This window comes from Halococcus salsus, from assembly GCF_009900715.1.
GTDB classification, from domain to species: Archaea; Halobacteriota; Halobacteria; order Halobacteriales; family Halococcaceae; genus Halococcus; species Halococcus salsus.
Genome location: NZ_JAAAJC010000001.1, coordinates 1,195,977 through 1,216,682 on the forward strand (window position 1 = coordinate 1,195,977; position 20,706 = coordinate 1,216,682).

Below are 20,706 nucleotides of genomic sequence, written 5' to 3' on the forward strand. Positions count from 1 at the left end.
GTGAATCAACGATGATCGGCTTCAGACGGCCGCAGACACCCTTTTCCGACCGGCTCGACAAGAAAGCGCGATGGCACTCGATACCGACCAGATAGACGGTTCGACGGCGATCGTCACCGGTGCGTCCTCGGGGATCGGCGAAGCGACGGCCAGTGCGCTCGCCGACCACGGCGCGAACGTCGTGCTCGCCGCGCGCCGCGAGGACGAACTCGAATCGCTCGCCGAGGCGATCGAAGCCGACGGCGGCCGCGCGCTCGCCGTCCCCACCGACGTCACGAACGAGGCCGACCTCGACGCGCTCGTCGACACCACGCTCGACACCTTCGGGACGATCGACGTCCTCGTGAACAACGCCGGCGTGATGCTCCTCGAACCCGTCGAACGCGCCGACCGCGAGAACTTCCGGCAGATGGTCGAGGTCAACCTCCTCGGGTTGATGAACCTCACTCACGCCGTCCTGCCGGTGATGCAGGACCAGGGGAGCGGCCACATCGTCAACGTCTCCTCGACGGCCGGTCGACAGGCCAACGCGAACTCCTCGGGCTACAACGCGACGAAGTTCGGTGTCAACGGCTTCACCGAGGCACTCCGCCAGGAGGTCACGGGGGAGGGGATCCGCACCACGATAGTCGAACCCGGTGCGGTCGAGACCGAGCTTCCAGAGCACATCCCCGACGAGGAGGTCAAAGAGCAAATGGAGGAGGGCCTGTTCGATTCGATGACGCCGCTCCAGAGCGAGGACATCGCCCGAGCGGTCGCCTACGCCGTGACCCAGCCCCAGCACGTCAGCATCAACGAGATGCTGGTTCGACCGACCGACCAGGAGCGCTGACGGGAACCGTCCCAAATGGGTAGGAACGGCCGCGGATCGGGGCGCGGGCTTCCGCGAGACGCAACTACTTGTCCGCCGATCGCGAACGGCCCGGCATGGATTTCGAGGCGAGCGACGAGGGGAACGAGTCGTCGACCGGGAGGGGAACGTCATCGGCGAGATCACGGCCGTTCGGGACGGCAACGGCTACGTGAAGAAGACCGGTGAGGAGCGCGTCGTCGACGCGATCACGACGAGTCTCGGGTGGGACGACAGCGCAATTCAGGAGCTCGAAGGCGAACACGTGGACGCCATCGACGACACCGAAGTCCGACTCCGGGAGTTCTGAAGCGGTCCGAACGGCCGGCGAGGATTTATACCGACATCCATTATCCACCCACGATGGCCCGATCGTTCGAAACCGTTCGTCGGCGGGGCGGGATAGCGTGAACCTCGGTGTGAGCTCGGAGCACGTTCTGTCCGGTATGGAGCGTCTGGCGGCGCTCTGTATCGCCCTCGGGCTGATACTGGGGCTCATGCGGCGGTTGGTCTTCCAGCTCCCGTCCCGACTGGGGGTCTGGATGATGTTCTTCGGGTTGTTCCTGTTGATCCTCACCGTTGCGCTCGATCGAACGCTGTGAGACGCGTCTCCCCCGAACGACGTCACTGATGAGCGAGCTTTTACGGGACGGCGACGAACGACGGAGCGTCATGCGCCGACGAAAATATCTGATCACAGCCGGAGCGCTATCGGCCGGGCTCCTCGCGGGCTGTAGCAGCGGCGACGGCGGGAACAACAGTAGCGGCGGCGGAAGCGGCGGAAGCGGCGGTACCGAGGGCGACGACGGCGACAGCGACACGGCTGCCGGGTCGGGGAGCGAGAGCGATGCCGATTCGGGGACCGATTCCGACGACTCCGATTCGGACACCGATATGGGTTCGAACGGGAGCGACGAGGGTACTGACTCGGATTCCGACAACGAATCGGATAGCGACGACGACGCCGACAACGGGACGGATTCGAACGAGAGCGACGACACGGACACCGACGTCGACTCGGACGGCGGCAACGAGTCGGACGACGATTCGGACAGCGATACCGAGACGGCTTCGGATGGCGGCGACGGTTCGGACGAGAGCGACGACAGCGACACCGACGCCGATTCGAACGCCAGCGATTCGGACAACGACTCCGGCTGACGAAAGCGGGCGGAGGTCACACCGGCCGACGGCACGGACCGGCGCTCGAAAGCCGAATGGACAACCGGTGGACGGCGATACGACGACTCGGGGCGAAGGAGGATTCACCCCATTCCCCTTGCTGTCCTCCGATGGCCCCCTTCGCGCGCCAGTTCTCGACACCGAACGTCAGCGGCCAGGGAGCTGGACAGCCGGATCGACATGACCGTTTTTCACCCCGTCAATCGAGCGCCGCGAGGTCCGCTTCGAGCGCGTCGGCCGCGTCGAGTCGAAGCCGTTCGGCGGTCGTTTCGTCGAGACGGGCCGGTCCCGATATCGAGCCCGTGAGCGGTCGATAGTTCGCGGGATCGAAGCCCATCGTTTCGAGATAGTCACGGACGTCCGGCGCACCGATGCCGTCCTCGACGGCCGCGTCGGTCAGTTCGCGGAGTTCGGCGAAGGGCGGAACGCCGATCCGTTCGTCGCCGACCGCGGGGTCACCGACCTGCACTGGGGTGTCGTTCGTGCGCTCGACGAGGTCCGCGACCGTCCCGACGAGTTCGAGGACCTGACTCGGAAGCGCCGTGTCGGGTGCACGCCACTCGACCGTCGGCTGCGCCCCTCGAAGTCGGACCGGCGTCAGTACCGCGTTCTCGGGCTGGAAGTGTTCGTCGAACACCGCGTCGTCGATGCCCACCTCGTGTGCGATCGTTCGCAGCTCGCGGTAGCGGGCCTCGATGCGGCTCTCCCACTCCGCGACGTCGGTCGCGTACTCCCAGAGGTCACGATAGCGCTCGAATCGCGCGCCCGATTCGTGACGGTAGACGTGGGCCCGCGAGCAGTTCGCGACCCGCTCGCCACGGTAGTACGGCGACGAGCTCACCAGCGCGAGCGCGGGGTCGAGCGCGGTCAGGAGGTTGAGCTGTCGTGTCACGCGCTCGCGCTCGAAGTGGACGTGTGTGCCGGCACAGTTCTTCGCGGGCTCGATGCCGTCGCCGTAGATGCGTTCGAGGAGCTTCCCGCGGGCCGACCGGACCGCTCCGGTCTGTGACGAGAGCGGCGTTCCGAGCGGCACGAGCCGCCGTCCATCGGACGCGGCGGCCCCCATCACCGCTTCGAGCACCTCGACGAGCGTCTCGCGGAGCGCCGGGATCGAACCGACCGGCGGGGTCTCGACCTCGATCATCGCGTCGACGAACTCGGGCGAGACACGGTCGTGTGCCTCGACGAGGTCACGCCCGTCGCACAACCTCCCGTCCCCGTCGACCACCCAGTATTCGGCTTCCAGTCCTAATCGCATGACGTCCCTATCTGTATGGGGTATCTGTATCTGATGTTTTCCGTACTACCCGACGATGCGCGCCGTGGCGCGGAAATGAGCGATTCGAGCCGTTACGGGGCTGAAATCCCGGACGAACCGGTGGTCGCCCGTTCCGCTCCACGACGACGATCGTTCGGTCCACGACCGATTACGTGAGGGGTCGGGATGGGTCGATGGCTTGCGGGGGCCGGCACGTTATTCACGATAGAGAATAAAGAATACCCGTGCGCGGTCATCGAGACATCCTTGCCACTGGGCGAGTGCCCTCGCCGGCCGACCGAGACCTCGACCTCGAATAAAGAAGTCCGACTAGAGATCGGATCGAGATCCCCGTACAGAATCCGTGTTACGATGGTTTGTTGCAGCTCATCTCGAATCGGAACACGACACGTCAGTGATCCGGTGGGCATAGAGTAAAGTATTCGGAGCCGAATCGTCACCTAATGGATGGAACAGTGGCGGTGATCGGCGGTGGCTCCACGGGGACGGGTATCGCCCGGGACTTGGCGATGCGCGGGTTCGACGTGACGCTCGTCGAGAAGGGCAACCTCACCCACGGGACCACCGGCCGGATGCACGGCCTGCTTCACAGCGGGGGTCGCTATGCGGTCTCCGACCGGTCGAGCGCCCGTGAATGTATCGAGGAGAACCGGGTTCTCCGGGAGATCGCGACCCACTGTGTCGAGATGACCGGCGGGTTGTTCGTCCAGAAGGAGGGCGACGCCGACGAGTACTTCGAGGAGAAGCTCGAGGGCTGTCGGGAGTGTGACATCCCGGCCGAGGTGGTTTCGGGGAAGGAAGCCCGAGAGATCGAGCCCTACCTCGCGAAGGACGTCAAGCGCGCGATCCGGGTACCCGACGGCGCGATCGACCCCTTCCGGTTGTGTGTCGCGAACGCCGCGAGCGCGATCGAACACGGCGCACGTATCGAGACCCACGCCAAAGTCACCGACGTCCTCGTCGAGGACGGTGAAGTCGTGGGCGTCGAGGTCGAACACGAGAGCGGGCCGGGAAAGCGCGTTCACCGGAAACCTGGAACGACCGAGGAGATCCGCGCCGACTACGTCGTGAACGCCACGGGCGCGTGGGCGGGCCGCGTCGGCGCGATGGCGGGCGTCGACGTCGAAGTTCGGCCCTCGAAGGGTGTGATGGTCGTGATGAACACCCGACAGGTCGATACCGTCGTCAATCGGTGCCGACCGAAGGGCGACGCCGACATCATCGTGCCCCACGAGACCGCCGCGATCCTCGGCACGACGGACGAAGAGGTCGAGGACCCGGAGGACTACCCCGAGGAGGGCTGGGAGGTCGACCTGATGATCGACACGCTCTCCGAACTCGTGCCGATCCTGAAGGATGCGCGGACCATTCGCTCGTTCTGGGGCGTGCGGCCGCTCTACGAACCCCCAGGAACCGGGACGACCGATCCCACGGATATCACGCGGGACTTCTTCCTGCTCGACCACGAGGAGCGCGACGATTTGCCTGGGCTGACCAGCATCGTCGGCGGGAAGTTCACCACGTATCGATTGATGGCCGAGAAGATCTCGGACCACGTCTGCGAACAGTTCGGGGTCGAGGCCGAGTGTCGCACCGCCGACGAACCCCTGCCAGGCAGTGAGGACATCGGAAACCTCGAAGAGTACATGGACGAGTTCGGGCTTCGATCACCGATCGCGAAGCGGAGCACGAAACGTCTCGGAAGCTTCTCGCCGCAGGTGCTCGGCGGAAGCAACCCCAACCCCGTCGTGTGTACCTGCGAGGCCGTGACCAGCGCCGAGATCGACAAGGCGATCGACGAATCGGGGACCGACCTCAACGCGGTTCGGCTCCGCACCAGGGCGTCGATGGGGAACTGTCAGGGGGCGTTTTGCTGTCAGGGGATCGCGAGCCAGCTCCACCCGACCTACGACGAGCCGACGGTGCGCGACGCCTACGACGAACTCTACCAGGAACGCTGGAAAGGCGAGCGCCACGGGCTCTGGGGCGAACAGCTCTCACAGGCCGCGCTGAAGTACGCCCTCCACGCCACGACGCTGAACCGCGACCGCGACCCCGCCGCCCGCGAGTCCGACCTCGACTTCGCGGCGTTCGACGACGGTCGATCGACGGACGACGTCGAACCGGACACCTCGCGTGGCACGCGCGAGACCGCCGCCGACGGCGGCCGACTCCCACCGAACGAGGGGCCCGATGGCGATTCGTGAGGACGTCCTCGTCGTCGGCGGCGGTCTCGCCGGGATGAGCGCCGCGCTCTCGGCCGCCGAGACCGGAGCCACGGTCAGATTGCTCTCACACAAGAAGAGCACGCTCCGTCACGCCAGCGGCCTCGTGGACTGTCTGGGCTACACCGGCGACGACGGCCCGCTCGCGGACCCGTACACCGGGCTATCCGACCTCCCCAACGAGCATCCCTACCGGGTTGTCGGTGAATCGGCGATCCGCGAGGGATTCGACCGCTTCGATGGCGTGGTCGGCGACAGTTATCGGGGTGGTCACACCGACGCCAACGCGCTCGTCCCCACCCAGGCCGGCACGATCAAACCGACGGCGCGCTATCCGGCCTCGATGGCCGCGGGCCTCGCGAGCGACGCCCGCTCGACCTTGTTGGTTGGATTCGAGGGATTGAGCGACTTCGACGCGCCGCTCGCCGCCGACCGTCTCGCCGCGGCGGGCGTCCCGTTCGATGTCCGAGGTGTGACGCTCCGCTTCCCGAAGGAGTTCCGCGCCGACGCCAAACTCACGCGGTACGCGCGCGCGCTCGACCGCGACGAGGAACCCGACAGGGACCGCGCGCCGCGGTTCGACGGGGTTCGGCGGGCGCTGGCCGAACTCGTCAGACCGAAACTCGACGGGGCCGAGCGCGTCGGCTTTCCCTCGCTCGTCGGCGACGACGAGAACGACGTGGTGCGCGAGGACTTGGCGAATCGTCTCGACGTCCCCGTGTTCGAACTCGCCGCGTCGCCGCCGAGCCTTCCAGGGGTTCGCCTCGAATCCCTCTTCCTCGCGGCGCTCGACGAGGCGGGCGTCCGACGAACCACGGGCAACCCCGTCGTCGACTACGAATCGGAGGACGGGGCCCTCACGACGGTCTACACGGACAAGAACGGCCAGCGCGTGCCGTACGGTGCCGACCAGTTCGTGCTCGCGACGGGCGGGCTGGTAGGGAAGGGGATCGGGAGTTCGCGCGATGGCGTTCGCGAGCCGGTCTTCGACTGTCACATCCCCCACCCCGAGGACCGATACGACTGGTCCGCGACCGACGCCTTCGGCGACCAGCCGTTCGCCCGCTTCGGTGTCGTCCCCGACGACGACCTCCGGCCGCTCGACGCGGCCGGCGATGTCGAATTCTCGAACCTCCGTGCCGCCGGCAGCGTGCTCGGCGGTGCGGACTTCGCCGCCCAGAAGTGCGGGAGCGGCGTCTCGCTCGCGACCGGTCACGTGGCCGGCGAGCGTGCAGGAGCCCTGATCTGACTTTCCAATGAGCGACGCAGACACAACCCCGACCGACGCCAGCACCGACTCGTTCGAACCCGTCGACGTCTTCTCCGGGGAACCGATGGACCTCCGGCCCGGCGCGGACGACTGCTACAAGTGTACGACCTGCGATACGTCGTGCCCGGTGGCGGAGGTCGACGACGACTTCCCCGGCCCGAAGTTCCAGGGCCCCGAGCAGTGGCGGCTGAAACGCAAGGGCGACGACGACATCGACCCCTCGATCAACTCGTGTTCGAACTGCATGCGCTGTGACAACGCGTGTCCCTCGTCGGTGCCGCTCAGTCAGATGCACAACGAGGCACGCGGGGCGTTCGTCGAGCGCCAGATGGAGAAACTCTCGACCGAGTACGTCAGGAACCGTATCCTCGCCAACTACCGCACCTCGGCGTGGTTCGCCTCGAAAGTCCCACAGATCGCGAACTTCGCGATGAACTTCGGGCCGGCGCGGTGGGTGATGGAGAAGACCCTCGGCGTGACGGCCGAACGCGAGTTCCCCGCCTTCGCCCAGCAGACCTTCCGCGAGTGGTGGGCCGAGCGCGGCGGGGCCCACGTCGAGAACCCCGACAAACGGGTGGCCTACTTCCACGGCTGTTACTCGAATTATAACACTCCAGAGGTCGCGAAGGCGATGGTCCATGTCTACGAGCACTTCGACTACGAGATCCTGGTGCCGCCCCAGAAGTGCTCGGGCACCCCGATGTTCGCCAACGGGATGCTCACGGACGCCCGCCGGCACGCCCGGACCAACGTCGAGGAACTCGCGGCGGCGATCAACGACGGTGCCGACGTCATCGCCTCCTGCACCTCGTGTTCGATGGCGCTCCGCCAGGAGTACCCCGAACTCTTCGACATCACCGACATCGAGACGGTCGCACAACACACCTACGAGGGCCTCGAATACCTCCGGATCAACGAGGACCTCCGCGGGGCGGTCGAGGAGAGCGAGGTCGATATGCCCGATATGGCCTACCACGCGCCGTGTCACGCCCGGAATCAGGGGCTCGACCGACAGGCGGTCGAGCTCTTCCGCGACCTCGACGGGGTCGACGTCGAGGACGTCGGGCCGTCGTGTTCCGGGATCTCCGGGACCTACGGCTGGAAGGAGGAGAAGTACGACAAATCGATGCAGATCGGCGAGGAGATGTTCGAGCACATGGAGGCCGGCGCGGGCGAGGAGGGGATGACCGAGTGTCCGACGTGTGCGATGCAGATGGAACACGGCACCGGCTACGAGATCACCCATCCCCTCGAAGTGCTCCAAGAGGCCCTGACCGAGACCTCGGCAGCCTGAGACCGAGCGAACTCGTCGGGCCTTGACCCCAGCGATCGGGTGGATGTCGGGTGCGCAATCCGTAACTACCCGCGGTGACTATCGACGGGCATTGATCGAACCAACTGACCACGACGCCGTTCTCACCGGCGTCAGGGCGGCGCTCGAGGACAACGGGTTCGACGTCGAGTGGGTCGACTACGACGTCGACCACGAAGCGATAGTCGTCCAGTACGCGACCATCGTCGGCGGTGCCGACGAGATCAGGGACGTCCTCACGACGGACATCCCGAAGACGATGGGCGCGTTCCAGGGGCCCGTACTGGCGGCGACCGACCCGGACCCCTACACCGAACTGGTCGTGCTGGTCGTCAACTCACGAACGACCCCGGCCGAGCGGACCGGGAAACTCCGCTGGGAGATTGCCTGGGAGTGGGTCCCCGGCGAGGCGGGGGTCTCGCCCGAGGAGTACGAGGACCCCCTCCAACGGGTGCTCTCGACGGCCGTCGTGATAGACGACGAGGGGACCCACGACATCGACGCCGAGTTCGAGTTCACCGATACGGAGTGAGGCCAGGGGAACTCCGCGGCGTGACGCGCGGTCTCCGGCTCCGGTCTATCCGCTCTTCCCGTTCTTCCCATTTTTCCCGGTCTATCCGCTCTTCCCGTTCTTCCCATTTTTCCCGGTCTATCCGCTCTTCCCGTTCTTCCCATTTTTCCCGGTCTATCCGCTCTTCCCGTTCTTCCCATTTTTCCCATTCTTCCCGCTCTTCCCGTTCCTGTTGTTCCTGTTGTTCCTCCCGCTTTCGCCGGCCAGGTCGTCCGGTGCGGTCTTCGGCGCGTTCTTCGGGCGTTGCTTACGGTTGTCCCCGCGTCGTTCGCGCTGGAGCGGGATCGGGACGCCGCCGCCCGACTCGATCCAGTCGAAGAGCCGGTCGTGCATCGCCTTCCGGCGCTGTTCGTGGTTCCGGTCGTCGAACAGGTTGTTCGCCTCCGCGGGGTCGGCTTGGAGGTCGTAGAGCTCGTCCTGCATCGGCCCGTAGTACCAGATGTACTTGTACCGACCCCGCCGCGTGCTGAACATGGTCGGGTGCTTCGGGAAGCCGCCCCAGAACGATTCGTAGTACGGGTCCTGGCTTCGGGCGGTTCCCTCGCCGGCCAGCGCGGGGAGGAAGGACTCCCCGCTCATGTAGCCCGGTCGAGAAATGTCGGCGACCTCCAGAAACGTCGGTGCGAGGTCGACGTTCGAGACCGCCCGGTCGATGGTCGTGCCGGACTCGACGAGCCCCGGTGCCCACGCGAGCAACGGAACCCGCATCGAGGGTTCGTAGGCGGTCTGCTTGCCGATGAGACCGTGTTCGCCGAGCGAGAAGCCGTTGTCGGACATGTAGAGCGTCAACGTCGAGTCGGCGACGCCGGACGTATCGAGCTGGTCCATCACCGCGCCGATGCTCTCGTCGAGCGAGAGCAGCGTCTCACAGTACTTCCGGTAGAGGGTGTCGAACCCGGATGGGCCGCCGAACCCGAAGTTGCCGCCGAAGACGTAGTCCACCCCGCGGACGCTGTCGCGCTGTTCGCGCACCCAGTCCGGTTTGTCCCGGTAGTTCGCCGCGGAGTTGGCCATCGTCTCCGGGTACTCGATCGGCGCATCGGCGTATCGGCCCTGATGACGGGGCGCGGGGCGGAACCAGGCGTGTGGGGCCTTGTGGGAGAGATAGAGGAAGAACGGTTTGTCGCCGCTCCGGTTCCTGAGCCACCGGAGCGCGTACTTCGTCAGGATGTCGGTGATGTAGCCGTTGTGTTGTACCCAGTCGCCGTCGACGTTGAGCTGGGGGTCGATGTAGTTGCCCTGTTTCTCGAAGCTCACCCAGCGGTCGAACGCCGGCCGGGGTTCGGCGCTGTTGATCCGGAACGTGTCCCACTTCCCGATGAAGGCGGTCTCGTAGCCGGCGTCCTTGAGGTGGTCGACGAAGAACGGGTCGTGGTCGGACCGGGGATGCTGGTTGTCGATGACGCCGTGTTCGTGGGCGTACTGACCGGTGAGGATGGAGGCCCGGCTCGGCGCACACAGCGACGTGCTGACCGTCGTGTTCGGGAGGTGTGCGCCCCGGTTCGCCATCCGGTCCATGTTCGGCGTCTCCAGGAACTCGGGCGTTCCCGGTTCGTCCACGAAATCCATGAAATCGTACCGGTGGTCGTCGCTCAGAACGAAGACGATGTTGCGGGGCTGGGAGGTATCGGTGCTACCGAGAAGCGCAGCGTTGGACGAGCAGCCGCTGAGCAGCCCACCGACCCCGAGTCCACCGGCCGCCTTCATGGCCTTTCGCCGGTGAAGGTGACGGGGTCGCTCGGTGGTCCGGTCGGTCATTGGACCCCCTCGCCGCGTCGAACTGAAAGCCGTTTCTATCGGGTCATCGAGGGCGAGTGTAGCGTCCCGTCTCGCACCACCCCCTCGTGGAGCGTGAAGAGGAGCGCCGGGACGATGATCACCAGCCCGATCACGGAGACCGCACCGAGCAACAACAGTCCGGCGTAGACGAAGATCAGGGTCGTCGAGTGCGTCGGGTTGCCCACCACCCAGGTGTAGCTCGCCGAGAGCGAATCGACGAACGAGCGCTCCCGCGAGAGAACCGCGAACGTCGTCAGCACGACGAGTGCTAAGAAGATGAATAGATAGGTGCCGGCGATGGCGATGGCGAGGTACTGGAACGAGTCGGTCCGAACGTATGTCAGGAAGTAGGTAGCCGTGGCGAACCCTATGATGATTGGTACGTATATCAGGAGGGAGTCGTTCACGCCATGTCGCCGGATCGTCGCCGTTATTTCATCGAATCTCACCTCGTTGTTGGAACGAAGCGAACGGATCGCCGCGTACGCACCAAGAGTCGAAATTCCGCAAGTGACGACCGGGAGCGAACTAACAACCCAGCAGACACTTACGACGACGAGAACGAGGCTGTGTCGGTACGCGAAGCCGAGGGCGTCCCTGAGCGCCCCGCCGAACGATCCCTCGTCCCCGTCGTCCGCCCTCATCCGGTCGTACCCTGGAACTGCACCGCCTCGATGATCTGGTCCTGGAGGAGGAGGAACAGCACGAACAGCGGGAGGGACGCGATGATCCCGGAGGCCATGAAGAGACCCGGCCGGAACGTGAACGTATCACGGAGGATCACCAGCCCCAGCGGCAGGGTGAACGAGGCCTGGTTCTGGAGCACGACGACCGGCCAGACGAACTGGTTCCAGTTGTAGACGAACATGAAGATGGCGAGCGCCGAGAGGATCGGCCGCGAGATCGGCAGGATGATCCGGGAGTAGATCTGGAAGTTCGAGAAGCCGTCGAGCCGGGCGGCTTCACCGTACTCCTCCGGGATGTCCCGGAAGAACTGATAGAGCAGGAAGACCCCGAGCGGGTTCGCGACCGCAGGTAAGATCACGCCGAACAGGCTGCTGACGAGGCCCAGGTCAGAGACCGTGGTGAACAGCGGGACGAGGTTGACGTAGAAGGGGACCATAAAGCTCCCGATGATGATCGTGAGCAGTATCGACTGGCCGGGCCAGTTGAGCCGCGTGAGCGAGAACGCGATCATGGAGTCGACGATCAGAACGAGCACCGTCGCCGTCGTCGCGACGATGAACGTGTTGAGCACCCACTGGAGGATCAGGGTCCCCGAGAGCAGCTCGGTATAGTTCGCGAGCGTGAACTCCGGGGGGATGAGGTGCGGGACGGAGCTGATCGCGATCTCCTGGGGCTTTAGGGAGAGCGAGATCATGTAGAGGTAGGGGACCATGAAGAGTATCGCGACCGCGTACAGCCCGACGTGGACCGCGACCGTTCGTGTGGTGGCGTTGCTCAGGATACCTCGACGTCCGTTGGCGGTTGCTTCGCTCATGCTGAATCACTTCCGATGTACCGGTAGTTCACGTACGATACGACCACGAGGAGTCCGAAGAGGAGGTACCCCACCGCCGCGGCGTAGCCGAACCGCTGCTGGCTGAACGCCGCGTTGTAGAGGTAGTAGACGAGCGTCATCGTGGAGTTGTTCGGTCCGCCGTCGGTCATCACGTAGGGCTGGCCGAACACCTGGAACTGCTGGATGAACTGGACGATCACGACGAACGCGATCGCGTTCCGCATCTGCGGGAGGGTGATGTCCCGAAAGGCGCGCCAGGTGCCCGCCCCGTCGAGCCGTGCGGCCTCGTACAGCCGTTCCGGGACGTTCTGGCGGGCGGCTAGCAGGATGACGAAGTTGAACCCGAGCAGCCACCAGTTGGTGACGACGGCGAGCACGGGCATCGCGAGGGCCGACGAACCCAACCAGTTCGGCGGCGTGTCCATGATGAACCCCAGGTAGTAGTTGATCGGCCCGAACCCGGACGAGAGGAAGAGGCTCCAGACGATACCCACGATGGAGACCGTCAGGATGTACGGGCTGAAGTAGATCGTCCGCAGGTAGCGCCGGCCGATCACCTTCTTGTTGACACCCAGCGCGAGCGCCAACCCGAAGATCACCATCGCCGGCACGGTCAACACGACGAAGTAGACCGTGTTCACCAGTGCGTTCCAGAACGCGGGGTCCTGGAGCATCGAGGCGTAGTTCTGGATCCCGAGGAACTCCGACTGGGCGGGGAACAGCGGGTTCCACTCGAAGAGGCTCATGTAGAGCCCCTGCAACAGCGGATAGAGGAGGAACACACAGAAGAAGATCATGTAGGGGATCGCAAAGAGGACCCCGTCGACCGTCTCCCGCCGTTGGAGGCTCCCCTCGGTCGCTTCCGTGCGACTGAATCGGTCCCTAATTGACATCGTCGATCAACCCCTGGACGGTCTCCGCTCCCCGTCTGAGCCCGGCCTTTGGGGAGGTACTGTGCGAGTAGATGTCGAGCAGGAAGTCCCACGTCGACGCCTCGTTCACGTTGAACGGGGTCCGTGGGAGGTACGCGAACTGGTCCTTGCTCGCCATCTCCGAGAACTTCGAGAGCGACTTCGGCCAGAGGGGCGACTCACGAAGCGCCGGGGAGTTCTGGAGCTTCGAGGCGGCGGGCAGGTGGCCGGCCTGCGTCCCCCAGATCGGGTTCTCCTGGGTTATCCACTCGGCCACCTCCACGGCCGTTTGGGTCTGCTCTCTGTCCCTGGAGTTCTTGCGGGGGAGCACGATCGTGTGGCTCCCCGACTCGGTCCAGTTCTGTTGCTTTCCGGGGGCGACGAACGGCTTGAACATGTTCCAGTCGCGTTCGCGGTGAGCGGTCAGTCGGTGGCGCTTTCGCTCGCCACCACGTCGCCCTCGCCGACCCCACCGGCCCACACACCGGCCGTGAGGTCGACCGCGTCGTTCCACTTCCCGACGACGGTGCTCACCGCGAGGTCGCCGGCGACGTTGTTCATCGTGCGAAGGCGGTCGAGGAGGGGGTCGATACCGGCTATCATCGCGATGACTTCGAGCGGGAGGCCGACCTGGGTCAGCACGGCGGTCATCATCACGAGGCTCGCGCTCGGGACCCCGGCGGTGCCGATGCTGGCGAGCAGTGCGGTGACGAGGATGGAGAACTGCTGGGCGAGGGTCAGCGAGACGCCGGCGATGTTCGCGGCGAAGATCGCGACGATACCGAGGTACATCGCGGTTCCGTCCATGTTGATCGTGGCTCCGAGCGGCAGCGAGAAGCTGTAGACACCCTCGTCGATCTTGAGGTTGTCCTCGGCGTTCGACATCGAGACCGGGAGGGTCCCGCTGGACGAGCGAATGCTGAGCGCCGTCACCAGCGCCTCCCGCGTGCCGCGGAGGAAGGAGATCGGGGAGACACCGACCACCCCGCGGAGGAGAACGAGCAGGTAGACGACCGTTATCTGGATCGCGACCGCGACGAGGAGGGTCGCGGCCAGCATCGCGTAGGCCCTGATGGCCTCGACCCCGATCTCGCCGAAGAGCGCGGCCATCAGCGCGAAGACGCCGATCACGCCGTACTCCATGATCCCCCAGACGACCTTGAACATCACCTCCGCACCCGCCTCGGCCGTCTCGAATATCGTGTCGATGCCGTTCCGGATCGACGAGTCGGCGTCGGACTCCTCCCGTACCAACGTCATCCCGATACCGAACACCAGCACGAAGAAGATGATCGCGAGGATGTTGCCCTCCGCCATCGCGGAGATCGGGTTCGTCGGGACGATGTTGAGGAGCTGCTGGCCGAGCGACGGCGCTTGTTCCGTGTTGACGTTTCCGCCCGTGAGCGTCACGCCCGAGCCGGGGTTGACGAGGTTGCTGACACCCAAACCGAGCGCGATGGCGACGGTGGTCGTGAGCAAGTAGAGCAGGACCGTCTGCGCCCCGATCTTGCCGAGATTGGTTGGCGAGAGCCGCCGGGCCGCCATCAGGAGGGTGAAGACGATGATCGGGATGATGATCATCTCGAGCAGCCGGACGAACAGGTCGCCGAGCGGCTGGAGGCGTTGGGCGGGTGGCCCGACGGCGAGCCCGACTATCGACCCCAGAACGAACGCGGCCGCGATACGGTAGACGATCGGTATCGACCGATATCGCCGCCAGACGCTGAGGAACTGGTTTGCCATAGCACTCGAATGTTGGAACACACCAAAAGCGCTTCGGCGGGGAAACGAACGTTCGGATATCCCCCGATCGGCGTTGGATCCTTTTCATACCGGGTCGTGAGCCCAGCAATGAGCGTCGGTTCCATCGAGCGGAGCAGTCGTCCCGTGTGACCCCGAAGCCGTTCACCGGTCGACGAGCACGGCCGCGACGCCGCCGCCCACCATCGTCGGAAGTACGTAGGTCGCCCCCCGGTGGATGAGGACGGCGGCGGCGATCGTGGCGACCGAGATACCGACCGTGGTCCCGTCGACGAGCGCCCCCAGAACGGCGGCCACGCCACCGAGCCCACCCGGGAGCGGGGTGATGCTCGCCATCGCCCCCGCCGGGATCGCGACCAACACGACGGCCAGCGGAACGGTGTAACCCAGCGCGTAGAGCGAGAGCCACAGCGACGTCGCCAGCCCCACCCAGCCGACCGTCGAGAAGAGCAACGCCAGCGCCAGCTTCCGGGGACTCGTCGCGACCCGCTCGACGGCGGCGAAGAACGCCTCGATGCGAGCTTCGAGCGCGTCGGGCTCCGGCGGCGAGACGCGTGGGAGGGCGGCGGCGGCCCGTTGGATCAGCGGCGCGAGCGTCGCGACGACGCCGTGTTCGATCCGGTAGCGGTATCGCCACCCGAGAACGGCACCGACCACCAGCACCGCCGCGAACGCGACCACGGCACCGGCGGCGAGCGGGAGGTCCGCCCCGAACGTGAGCGTCGTGGCGAAGTAGCCCAGTCCGACCAGGGCGAGCCCGATCGAGGGGACGAAGTTGAGCGCGTCGACGCTCGCGATCGCGGCGAGACCCGTCTCGTACTCCCGGTCGGAGGCGCGCGAGATGAGCAGCGCGCTCACGGGTTCACCGCCGGCCTGGCCGAACGGGGTGACGTTGTTGGCGAACGTGGCGCTAGCGAAGACCAGCACGGCCGTCGAGGCGGGAACGGGGGCGTCGAGCGCGTCCAACACGGTTCGTAGCGAGAGCCCCCACGCCGTGAGCCAGCACGCCGCGACGCCGACGATCGCAACGAGGATCGCCGGCCGGCTCATGACGAGCGCACCGTAGATCTCGTGTGGGCCGATGACCCAGATCGCGACGGCGAACGCGGCCACGGCCCCGAGGAACCCGAGCGCCGTGGTCCGAAGCCGCCCACTCTCGACCATATACGTACCAACTACGCAACGGGAGTATGTACTTTGCGTATCGGTCGTGTGGCCCGCCGCCGGTCGTGTGGCCCTCTGCTGGTCCTATGCCCACTGAGTAGTGCTTGAACTGCGGAACTACCGTGCCTGGTCAGCGACGATCTGGTCGCTACTCCTCCCTTTCGTCGTCTCCGGGGGGATCCGGTTCGGTCCATCGATCCTCCGGATCGACCGGTGCGAGCGCGTGGTCGCGCTCCGCGTCGGTGTACTCACGGTCGTCGAGGTCGAGGCTCCGCCGTCGCCAGCGTTCGCCGAGCTCCGATTCGCCTTCCGGCCCGACGCGGGCACCATGGACGGTGAAGTAGCGGCCGTTGCGGTCCATCTTCGCCCCCTCGTAGGTGTGCTGGTCGAAGATCACGTCGAACTCGCCGCCGGGTTCGAGGTCGCCGACCGGGAAGTCCTCGGCGGGTTCGCGACCCGCACGCCGTGCCGCGGTGCGTTCCTGGGCGACCTTCTCGAAGTAGTCGTTCGCGTAGGTCGCCTCCCGCGTCGAGGTGGCGCGGGCGGCGGCGAGCGCGGCGTGGATCGCACAGAGGCGGCCCTCCCACTCCTCGGGGTTCCAGTGGTCGTTGGCGAGCCGCTCGTACCGATGGACGAGGAGTACGACCTCGTCGCCGGCACGGAGGTCCTCGACGACGTAGAGCGCGAGCCGGTCCCAGAGGTTCCAGGCGTAGCCCGAGCGCGCGAGCTCCCACGCGGCCCACGCCGCACACTCCTCGTCCGAACGCCGAACCGCCTTCTGGAGCAGGCTGGAGACGGTGTATCGACTGTACCCACCGCGGGTCTCGTGCTCCCCGAGCTCGTCGCCGAAGTCGTTCGTCCGGGGTTCGTCCTCGTCGTCTCCCTCGTCGATGGCCGCCTCCCCGCCGCCGAGCGTGGTCTGCGTGTCGTCGCTCATACACACGGAAGAGGAGCGCCATACATGTGCGTGACTATCCGAAATCGAGGGCAGGCTCGGGCTGTGCAGCTCCCACTAGCCGTCCTTCCTCTCCATCCGTCACCGCTGTAGGGTGTACCGTTCTACACGAATCGGAGCGACCGTGTCTCGGGGACGACCTCGATCTCGGCCCCGATCGGAAGCGGGCACGTCGGGTACGTGTGGCCGAACTCGCAGTCGAAGACGACCGGCGCGTTCGGGTTGTATTTTCGAAACACGTCCTCGATTGCGTTCCGCTGGCGCTCCCGGTAGTCAGCCCGCCACGCCGGCGGGTTGTCCACTGCGTGGGAGCGGGCGGCCGCCCGACCGACGAGCACCCCGTCGAACCGGTCGAGCAACCCGCGCTCGCCGAGCGCGCGGAGGTTGGCACCCACGACCGCCGGGTCCGGGATCAGTTCGCTGGTCTCGATCGCGAGGACACACCCGTCCAGCAGCTCCTCGTCCGGCAGGTAGCGGTCGGCGAGGAACTGTTCGACGAGCACCGAGTAGTTGCCACCCCAGATCCGCCCCGAGACGGGCTCCTCGCCGCCGCACCAGAGCCGACCGTCCGACTCCTCGATCTCGCGTTTCGTCTTGATCGAGCTCGGGTCGTCCCAGTCGCCGGCCTGGTCGGTGAACACGTCCGCCTCGCGCCACTCGCCGAGCGAGTCCTCGAAGAGCGCGCGACCGAGGTACTCCTCCGTGTAGGCGAACAGCTCGCCGTCCATCGCGTACTCGGTCAGTGTCGAGCCCCCGTAGAACGAGACGATGCCCTCGTTCCAGAGGAAGAGCGCCAGACTCGTGTTGTCCGACCAGCCGTAGAACCGCGTCGGGTTCGCCCGGAGCACGTCGCCGTCGAGGTGTGGGAGGACCGTGATCTGGTCGTGACCACCGATGTTCGCGACGACGGCCGATATCTCGGGGTCGCGGAAGGCGTCCATGACGTCCGCGGCGCGGGCTGCGGGGTTCTCCGCGAGCCACTCCGGGTCGGCGGTGGCGGTCGGGTACGCGACCGGTTCGAGGCCGAACACCTCGCGCATGCGTTCGAGCCCCAACTCGTAGACGAACCGGGCGCTCTCGGGCGCGTTGGATGCCGGCGAGAGGACGGCCACGCTGTCGCCGGGTTCGACCGGCGGCGGAACGACGAACTCGGGCATGGAAGCCCCTTTCACGGTTCGGGTGATAGTCCTTCCCCACGCGTATGGCGATAGACATAGCGCTCGTCCAGTTCGAAGCGGAGTCCAGCCCGGAGACGAATCTGGCCACGGCGACGCGGTACATCGAACGGGCAGCGAACCGCGGTGCGGACCTGGTGCTGTTGCCCGAGATCTGGAACGTCGGCTACTTCGCGTTCGACGACTATCGGGAGCACGCGGAACCAATCGACGGGCCGACGGCCACGCGCCTCGCCGACCTCGCCGACGAGCTGGGGATCCACCTCCACGCCGGCAGCATCGTCGAAGCCGATGGCGAGGATCGCTACAACACCAGTCTCCTCTTCGATCCGAGCGGCGAGCGGGTCGGGAGCTACCGCAAGATCCACCTCTTCGGGTACGAATCGGAGGAGAGTCGGCTCCTCACGCCGGGCGAACGGATCGAGGTCGTCGACACGTCGATAGGCACCCTCGGGCTCACGACGTGCTATGACCTCCGGTTCCCGGAGCTGTATCGGGCGCTGTGTGACGCGGGCGCGGAGCTCTTCCTCGTCACCTCGGCGTGGCCACACCGGCGGCTCGACCACTGGACCCTCTTCGCGCGAACGAGGGCCGTCGAGGAACAGGTCTTCCTCGCGGCGGCCAACCTCACCGGGCGGAATCGCGAGGTCGACCTCGCCGGCAACAGCCTCGTGGTCGACCCATGGGGCGTTCCGCGGGCGAACGCGGGTACCGACGCGGGCGTCACGCTCGCGAGGATCGACCTCGACGCCGTCGAGCGGACCCGAAACGAGTTTCCGGTTCTGGACGACCGGCGACTCGATACCGACGGCTAAGGGGGGTGACGTCGCCACGACCACGTCGTATTCAGAGGGGGTCGTCCTGCTCTCGGGCTCGAACGGGACACGAAGTATAGGTAGTTGGCTCCCGAACGGACACCGTATGGGCTGGTTTCGGGAGAACGCGTTCGCCATCGCCATCGGGACGCTGCTCGTCTCCGGGGGATTGCTGGTCGTCGTTCTCGGCTACGTGAGCCTGGTCGTCTACGCCGCGCTCACGGCGGGGGTGTCGCTCGTCGGGGTGGTCACCGACCTCGCGGTTCCATATCTCCCGATCGTCGCGGTGCTCGTCGTCCTCCTGACCGTCTCCACCGTCGGCGTCAGCTGGGGGCTACTGCGTCGACTCTCGCTCCCGAGGAGCGACCGTCTCGGCAGCGCGGCCGAACGCGCCGAAAAGCGCTATCCGGTCCTCGACGAACTCGGGATCGCGGACGCCCTCACGCCACCGGAGCCGACGACCGAGGAGAAACTCGAAGCCCTGAAACGACAATACGTTACGGGGGAGATAGACGAGACGACCTTCGAACGCGAGCTCGACCGGTTCGTCGCTGACGATTCGGTCGACGACGAACGTGTGAGAACCGAGCGGGAAGCCGCGCTGAATCGGCGCACGTCGTGAGTCGCTCGCGACCTCAGTAGTCGATCGTGGCGAACACGACCAGCACGACGACCAGCGCGAGCACGCCGGCACCCAGGAAAGCCTCGTCGAAGTAGCCCCGGTCGGCGACCGCTCCGAAGAGGATCGGGCTCAATCCCCCGAACCCGACGTAGACCGTTCGAAGCGTCCCCAAGTTGGTGCCCTGTGCACCGTCCGGGAGGCGCTGGGTGAGGTCTGAGATGACGATCGTCTCGAAGCCGAGCAGCCCGCTGGCGAGCACGGTGACGAGGACGAGCACCCAGAGATCCCCGACGAACGGGAGCAGGCAGAGGGCCATCCCGGCCCCGCCCATGAACACGAGGAGCGGCGCGCGAACGCCGACCCGGTCGAACGCCCGCCCGGCGACCGGTTTCAACACGATCCCGAGCGCGAAGAAGAACCCGAAGAGAACGGTCGCGGCCTGTACCGAGAGCCCCTTCTCGTCGGTGAGGTACGTCGGGTAGAACCCGATCACCGCCTGCATCACCACGCTCCAGAGGACGAGCAGGAGCGTTCCGAGCAGCACGCTCGGTCGCGTGAGGGTCGAGACGACCCCGTCGAGGCCGAAGGACCCGGTCGGTGACCCCGTCGAGGAGCGCTCCGGAAGCGTCACCCAGAGCCCGACGGCGGCGACCAGGAACAGCGGGATGGCGAACCCGAAGCCGAGCTGCCAGGCCGCGACGACCGCGATCGAACCCGCGAGGGGTGGCATCACCGAGTTCCCGAGGTCGCCGGCGGCCATCGTGATCCCGGTCGCCGTCCCGAGGCGCTCCGGGTAGATCTTCTCCAGGATCGTGAACCGCGAAACGCCGTACAGCGCCGTCCCGACGCCGAATAGGGCTGTGGCGACGAACAGAACGCTGGGCGAACCCGAGGTGACGACGAGCGTGAGCATCGTCGCCGCGAGAACGGAGCTGACGACCAACAACAGCCGTTCGCCGACCCGGTCGGCGAGGACCCCGCCGGGTAGCTGGCCGCACGCGTACGAGACCCAGAGCACCGACAGCAGGAGACCGGCCGTGGAGAGCGAGAGCCCGTAGTCGGTACGGAGGTAGGGCAACAGCGCCGGGTAGACCATCCGGAGACTGATCGAGAGAAACCAGCCGAAGGCGACCGAGAAGAGCATCTTCTCGCGGCTGCCGCCCCAGAGGTCGGCAACCGTCCGTCTCGGTATCGAGAGCAGGTTCACGAGCGAGTTGATTCTCCTGTGTCCCCTTCTCGTCGCGCGTTTTTTACCCTTGCTACATCACCAACGATGGTGGTCAACGCTGCCGAGCACCGAGGGTCACGGTGCC

The 20,706-nt window shown here is 66.1% G+C and carries 21 protein-coding genes; 10 read left to right on the forward strand and 11 right to left on the reverse strand.

Annotated elements, in window-relative coordinates; translation table 11 throughout:
* The first annotated feature begins 70 nt into the window (after window positions 1-70).
* The 4 genes from GT355_RS06210 to GT355_RS06225 all read left to right on the forward strand — a co-directional run bounded on the left by GT355_RS06210 (window position 71) and on the right by GT355_RS06225 (window position 2,011).
* Window positions 71-832, forward strand: a complete 762-nt coding sequence (locus tag GT355_RS06210) for an SDR family oxidoreductase (protein ID WP_160133802.1) — start codon at window positions 71-73, stop codon at window positions 830-832.
* Window positions 833-1,022: 190 nt separating this feature from the next.
* Window positions 1,023-1,160, forward strand: a complete 138-nt coding sequence (locus GT355_RS18210) for a hypothetical protein (RefSeq protein WP_240145730.1) — start codon at window positions 1,023-1,025, stop codon at window positions 1,158-1,160.
* Between the two features lie 136 nt (window positions 1,161-1,296).
* Window positions 1,297-1,452, forward strand: a complete 156-nt coding sequence (locus tag GT355_RS06220; protein WP_160133803.1) for a hypothetical protein — start codon at window positions 1,297-1,299, stop codon at window positions 1,450-1,452.
* Between the two features lie 28 nt (window positions 1,453-1,480).
* Window positions 1,481-2,011 (forward strand): hypothetical protein, encoded by a 531-nt coding sequence (locus GT355_RS06225; RefSeq protein WP_240145731.1) that lies wholly within the window; start codon window positions 1,481-1,483, stop codon window positions 2,009-2,011.
* A gap of 220 nt (window positions 2,012-2,231) precedes the next feature.
* Here GT355_RS06225 and GT355_RS06230 read toward each other — a convergent pair whose 3' ends face one another.
* On the reverse strand, window positions 2,232-3,290 hold the full coding sequence (locus GT355_RS06230; RefSeq protein WP_160133804.1) for a glutamate-cysteine ligase family protein: 1,059 nt from the start codon (window positions 3,288-3,290) through the stop codon (window positions 2,232-2,234).
* Between the two features lie 464 nt (window positions 3,291-3,754).
* On the opposite strand from GT355_RS06230, the gene glpA reads away from it, so the two are divergent.
* The 4 genes from glpA (at window position 3,755) to GT355_RS06250 (ending at window position 8,650) form a co-directional block, all read left to right on the forward strand.
* Window positions 3,755-5,518, forward strand: a complete 1,764-nt coding sequence (gene glpA / locus GT355_RS06235; RefSeq protein WP_160133805.1) for an anaerobic glycerol-3-phosphate dehydrogenase subunit GlpA — start codon at window positions 3,755-3,757, stop codon at window positions 5,516-5,518.
* On the forward strand, window positions 5,505-6,785 hold the full coding sequence (glpB, locus tag GT355_RS06240; protein WP_160133806.1) for a glycerol-3-phosphate dehydrogenase subunit GlpB: 1,281 nt from the start codon (window positions 5,505-5,507) through the stop codon (window positions 6,783-6,785). Before glpA ends, glpB begins: the two co-directional genes overlap by 14 nt.
* A gap of 7 nt (window positions 6,786-6,792) precedes the next feature.
* Window positions 6,793-8,100 carry an anaerobic glycerol-3-phosphate dehydrogenase subunit C gene (locus GT355_RS06245; protein WP_160133807.1) on the forward strand — a complete coding sequence of 436 codons (1,308 nt, stop codon included), beginning with the start codon at window positions 6,793-6,795 and terminating at the stop codon, window positions 8,098-8,100.
* Between the two features lie 91 nt (window positions 8,101-8,191).
* Window positions 8,192-8,650, forward strand: coding sequence for a hypothetical protein (locus GT355_RS06250; protein WP_160133808.1), 459 nt, complete (start codon window positions 8,192-8,194; stop codon window positions 8,648-8,650).
* Between the two features lie 153 nt (window positions 8,651-8,803).
* Here GT355_RS06250 and GT355_RS06255 read toward each other — a convergent pair whose 3' ends face one another.
* The 9 genes from GT355_RS06255 to GT355_RS06295 form a co-directional block, all read right to left on the reverse strand.
* A complete protein-coding gene (locus GT355_RS06255; protein WP_160133809.1) occupies window positions 8,804-10,447 on the reverse strand; it encodes a sulfatase family protein in 1,644 nt (547 codons plus the stop codon).
* A 35-nt stretch (window positions 10,448-10,482) separates the two neighbouring features.
* The gene (locus GT355_RS18215; RefSeq protein ID WP_240145732.1) at window positions 10,483-10,875 is read right to left on the reverse strand and encodes a hypothetical protein; all 393 of its coding nucleotides are present in this window, start codon (window positions 10,873-10,875) and stop codon (window positions 10,483-10,485) included.
* Window positions 10,876-11,108: 233 nt separating this feature from the next.
* Window positions 11,109-11,969, reverse strand: coding sequence for a carbohydrate ABC transporter permease (locus GT355_RS06265; RefSeq protein WP_160133811.1), 861 nt, complete (start codon window positions 11,967-11,969; stop codon window positions 11,109-11,111).
* Entirely contained in the window at window positions 11,966-12,883 is a 918-nt protein-coding gene (locus tag GT355_RS06270; protein ID WP_160133812.1) for a carbohydrate ABC transporter permease, read from the reverse strand. The genes GT355_RS06265 and GT355_RS06270 overlap by 4 nt, the downstream gene beginning before the upstream one ends.
* Window positions 12,873-13,298, reverse strand: a complete 426-nt coding sequence (locus GT355_RS06275) for a type 2 periplasmic-binding domain-containing protein (RefSeq protein ID WP_240145733.1) — start codon at window positions 13,296-13,298, stop codon at window positions 12,873-12,875. Before GT355_RS06275 ends, GT355_RS06270 begins: the two co-directional genes overlap by 11 nt.
* Window positions 13,299-13,324: 26 nt before the next feature.
* On the reverse strand, window positions 13,325-14,644 hold the full coding sequence (locus GT355_RS06280) for a dicarboxylate/amino acid:cation symporter (RefSeq protein WP_160133813.1): 1,320 nt from the start codon (window positions 14,642-14,644) through the stop codon (window positions 13,325-13,327).
* Window positions 14,645-14,806: 162 nt separating this feature from the next.
* Entirely contained in the window at window positions 14,807-15,826 is a 1,020-nt protein-coding gene (locus GT355_RS06285; protein WP_160133814.1) for a lysylphosphatidylglycerol synthase transmembrane domain-containing protein, read from the reverse strand.
* A 148-nt stretch (window positions 15,827-15,974) separates the two neighbouring features.
* Window positions 15,975-16,763 carry a hypothetical protein gene (locus GT355_RS06290; RefSeq protein WP_160133815.1) on the reverse strand — a complete coding sequence of 263 codons (789 nt, stop codon included), beginning with the start codon at window positions 16,761-16,763 and terminating at the stop codon, window positions 15,975-15,977.
* A gap of 122 nt (window positions 16,764-16,885) precedes the next feature.
* Window positions 16,886-17,938: a S66 family peptidase gene (locus GT355_RS06295; protein ID WP_160133816.1), complete on the reverse strand. Its 1,053-nt coding sequence runs from the start codon at window positions 17,936-17,938 to the stop codon at window positions 16,886-16,888.
* A 44-nt stretch (window positions 17,939-17,982) separates the two neighbouring features.
* Here GT355_RS06295 and GT355_RS06300 point away from each other — a divergent pair, with 44 nt between their 5' ends.
* Window positions 17,983-18,771, forward strand: coding sequence for a carbon-nitrogen family hydrolase (locus GT355_RS06300; protein WP_160133817.1), 789 nt, complete (start codon window positions 17,983-17,985; stop codon window positions 18,769-18,771).
* A gap of 106 nt (window positions 18,772-18,877) precedes the next feature.
* Complete coding sequence (locus GT355_RS06305) at window positions 18,878-19,393, forward strand: SHOCT domain-containing protein (RefSeq protein WP_160133818.1); 516 nt, start codon at window positions 18,878-18,880, stop codon at window positions 19,391-19,393.
* Between the two features lie 13 nt (window positions 19,394-19,406).
* Here GT355_RS06305 and GT355_RS06310 read toward each other — a convergent pair whose 3' ends face one another.
* Complete coding sequence (locus tag GT355_RS06310; protein ID WP_160133819.1) at window positions 19,407-20,600, reverse strand: MFS transporter; 1,194 nt, start codon at window positions 20,598-20,600, stop codon at window positions 19,407-19,409.
* Window positions 20,601-20,706: the final 106 nt, after the last annotated feature.

Coding starts and splice junctions, on each gene's coding strand:
- GT355_RS06210 (WP_160133802.1), top strand. CDS start 71: ATGGCACTCGATACCGACCAGATAGACGGTTCGACGGCGATCGTCACC.
- GT355_RS06220 (WP_160133803.1), top strand. CDS start 1,297: ATGGAGCGTCTGGCGGCGCTCTGTATCGCCCTCGGGCTGATACTGGGG.
- GT355_RS06225 (WP_240145731.1), top strand. CDS start 1,481: ATGAGCGAGCTTTTACGGGACGGCGACGAACGACGGAGCGTCATGCGC.
- GT355_RS06230 (WP_160133804.1), bottom strand. CDS start 3,290: ATGCGATTAGGACTGGAAGCCGAATACTGGGTGGTCGACGGGGACGGG.
- glpA (WP_160133805.1), top strand. CDS start 3,755: ATGGATGGAACAGTGGCGGTGATCGGCGGTGGCTCCACGGGGACGGGT.
- glpB (WP_160133806.1), top strand. CDS start 5,505: ATGGCGATTCGTGAGGACGTCCTCGTCGTCGGCGGCGGTCTCGCCGGG.
- GT355_RS06245 (WP_160133807.1), top strand. CDS start 6,793: ATGAGCGACGCAGACACAACCCCGACCGACGCCAGCACCGACTCGTTC.
- GT355_RS06255 (WP_160133809.1), bottom strand. CDS start 10,447: ATGACCGACCGGACCACCGAGCGACCCCGTCACCTTCACCGGCGAAAG.
- GT355_RS06265 (WP_160133811.1), bottom strand. CDS start 11,969: ATGAGCGAAGCAACCGCCAACGGACGTCGAGGTATCCTGAGCAACGCC.
- GT355_RS06270 (WP_160133812.1), bottom strand. CDS start 12,883: ATGTCAATTAGGGACCGATTCAGTCGCACGGAAGCGACCGAGGGGAGC.
- GT355_RS06275 (WP_240145733.1), bottom strand. CDS start 13,298: ATGTTCAAGCCGTTCGTCGCCCCCGGAAAGCAACAGAACTGGACCGAG.
- GT355_RS06280 (WP_160133813.1), bottom strand. CDS start 14,644: ATGGCAAACCAGTTCCTCAGCGTCTGGCGGCGATATCGGTCGATACCG.
- GT355_RS06285 (WP_160133814.1), bottom strand. CDS start 15,826: ATGGTCGAGAGTGGGCGGCTTCGGACCACGGCGCTCGGGTTCCTCGGG.
- GT355_RS06290 (WP_160133815.1), bottom strand. CDS start 16,763: ATGAGCGACGACACGCAGACCACGCTCGGCGGCGGGGAGGCGGCCATC.
- GT355_RS06295 (WP_160133816.1), bottom strand. CDS start 17,938: ATGCCCGAGTTCGTCGTTCCGCCGCCGGTCGAACCCGGCGACAGCGTG.
- GT355_RS06300 (WP_160133817.1), top strand. CDS start 17,983: ATGGCGATAGACATAGCGCTCGTCCAGTTCGAAGCGGAGTCCAGCCCG.
- GT355_RS06305 (WP_160133818.1), top strand. CDS start 18,878: ATGGGCTGGTTTCGGGAGAACGCGTTCGCCATCGCCATCGGGACGCTG.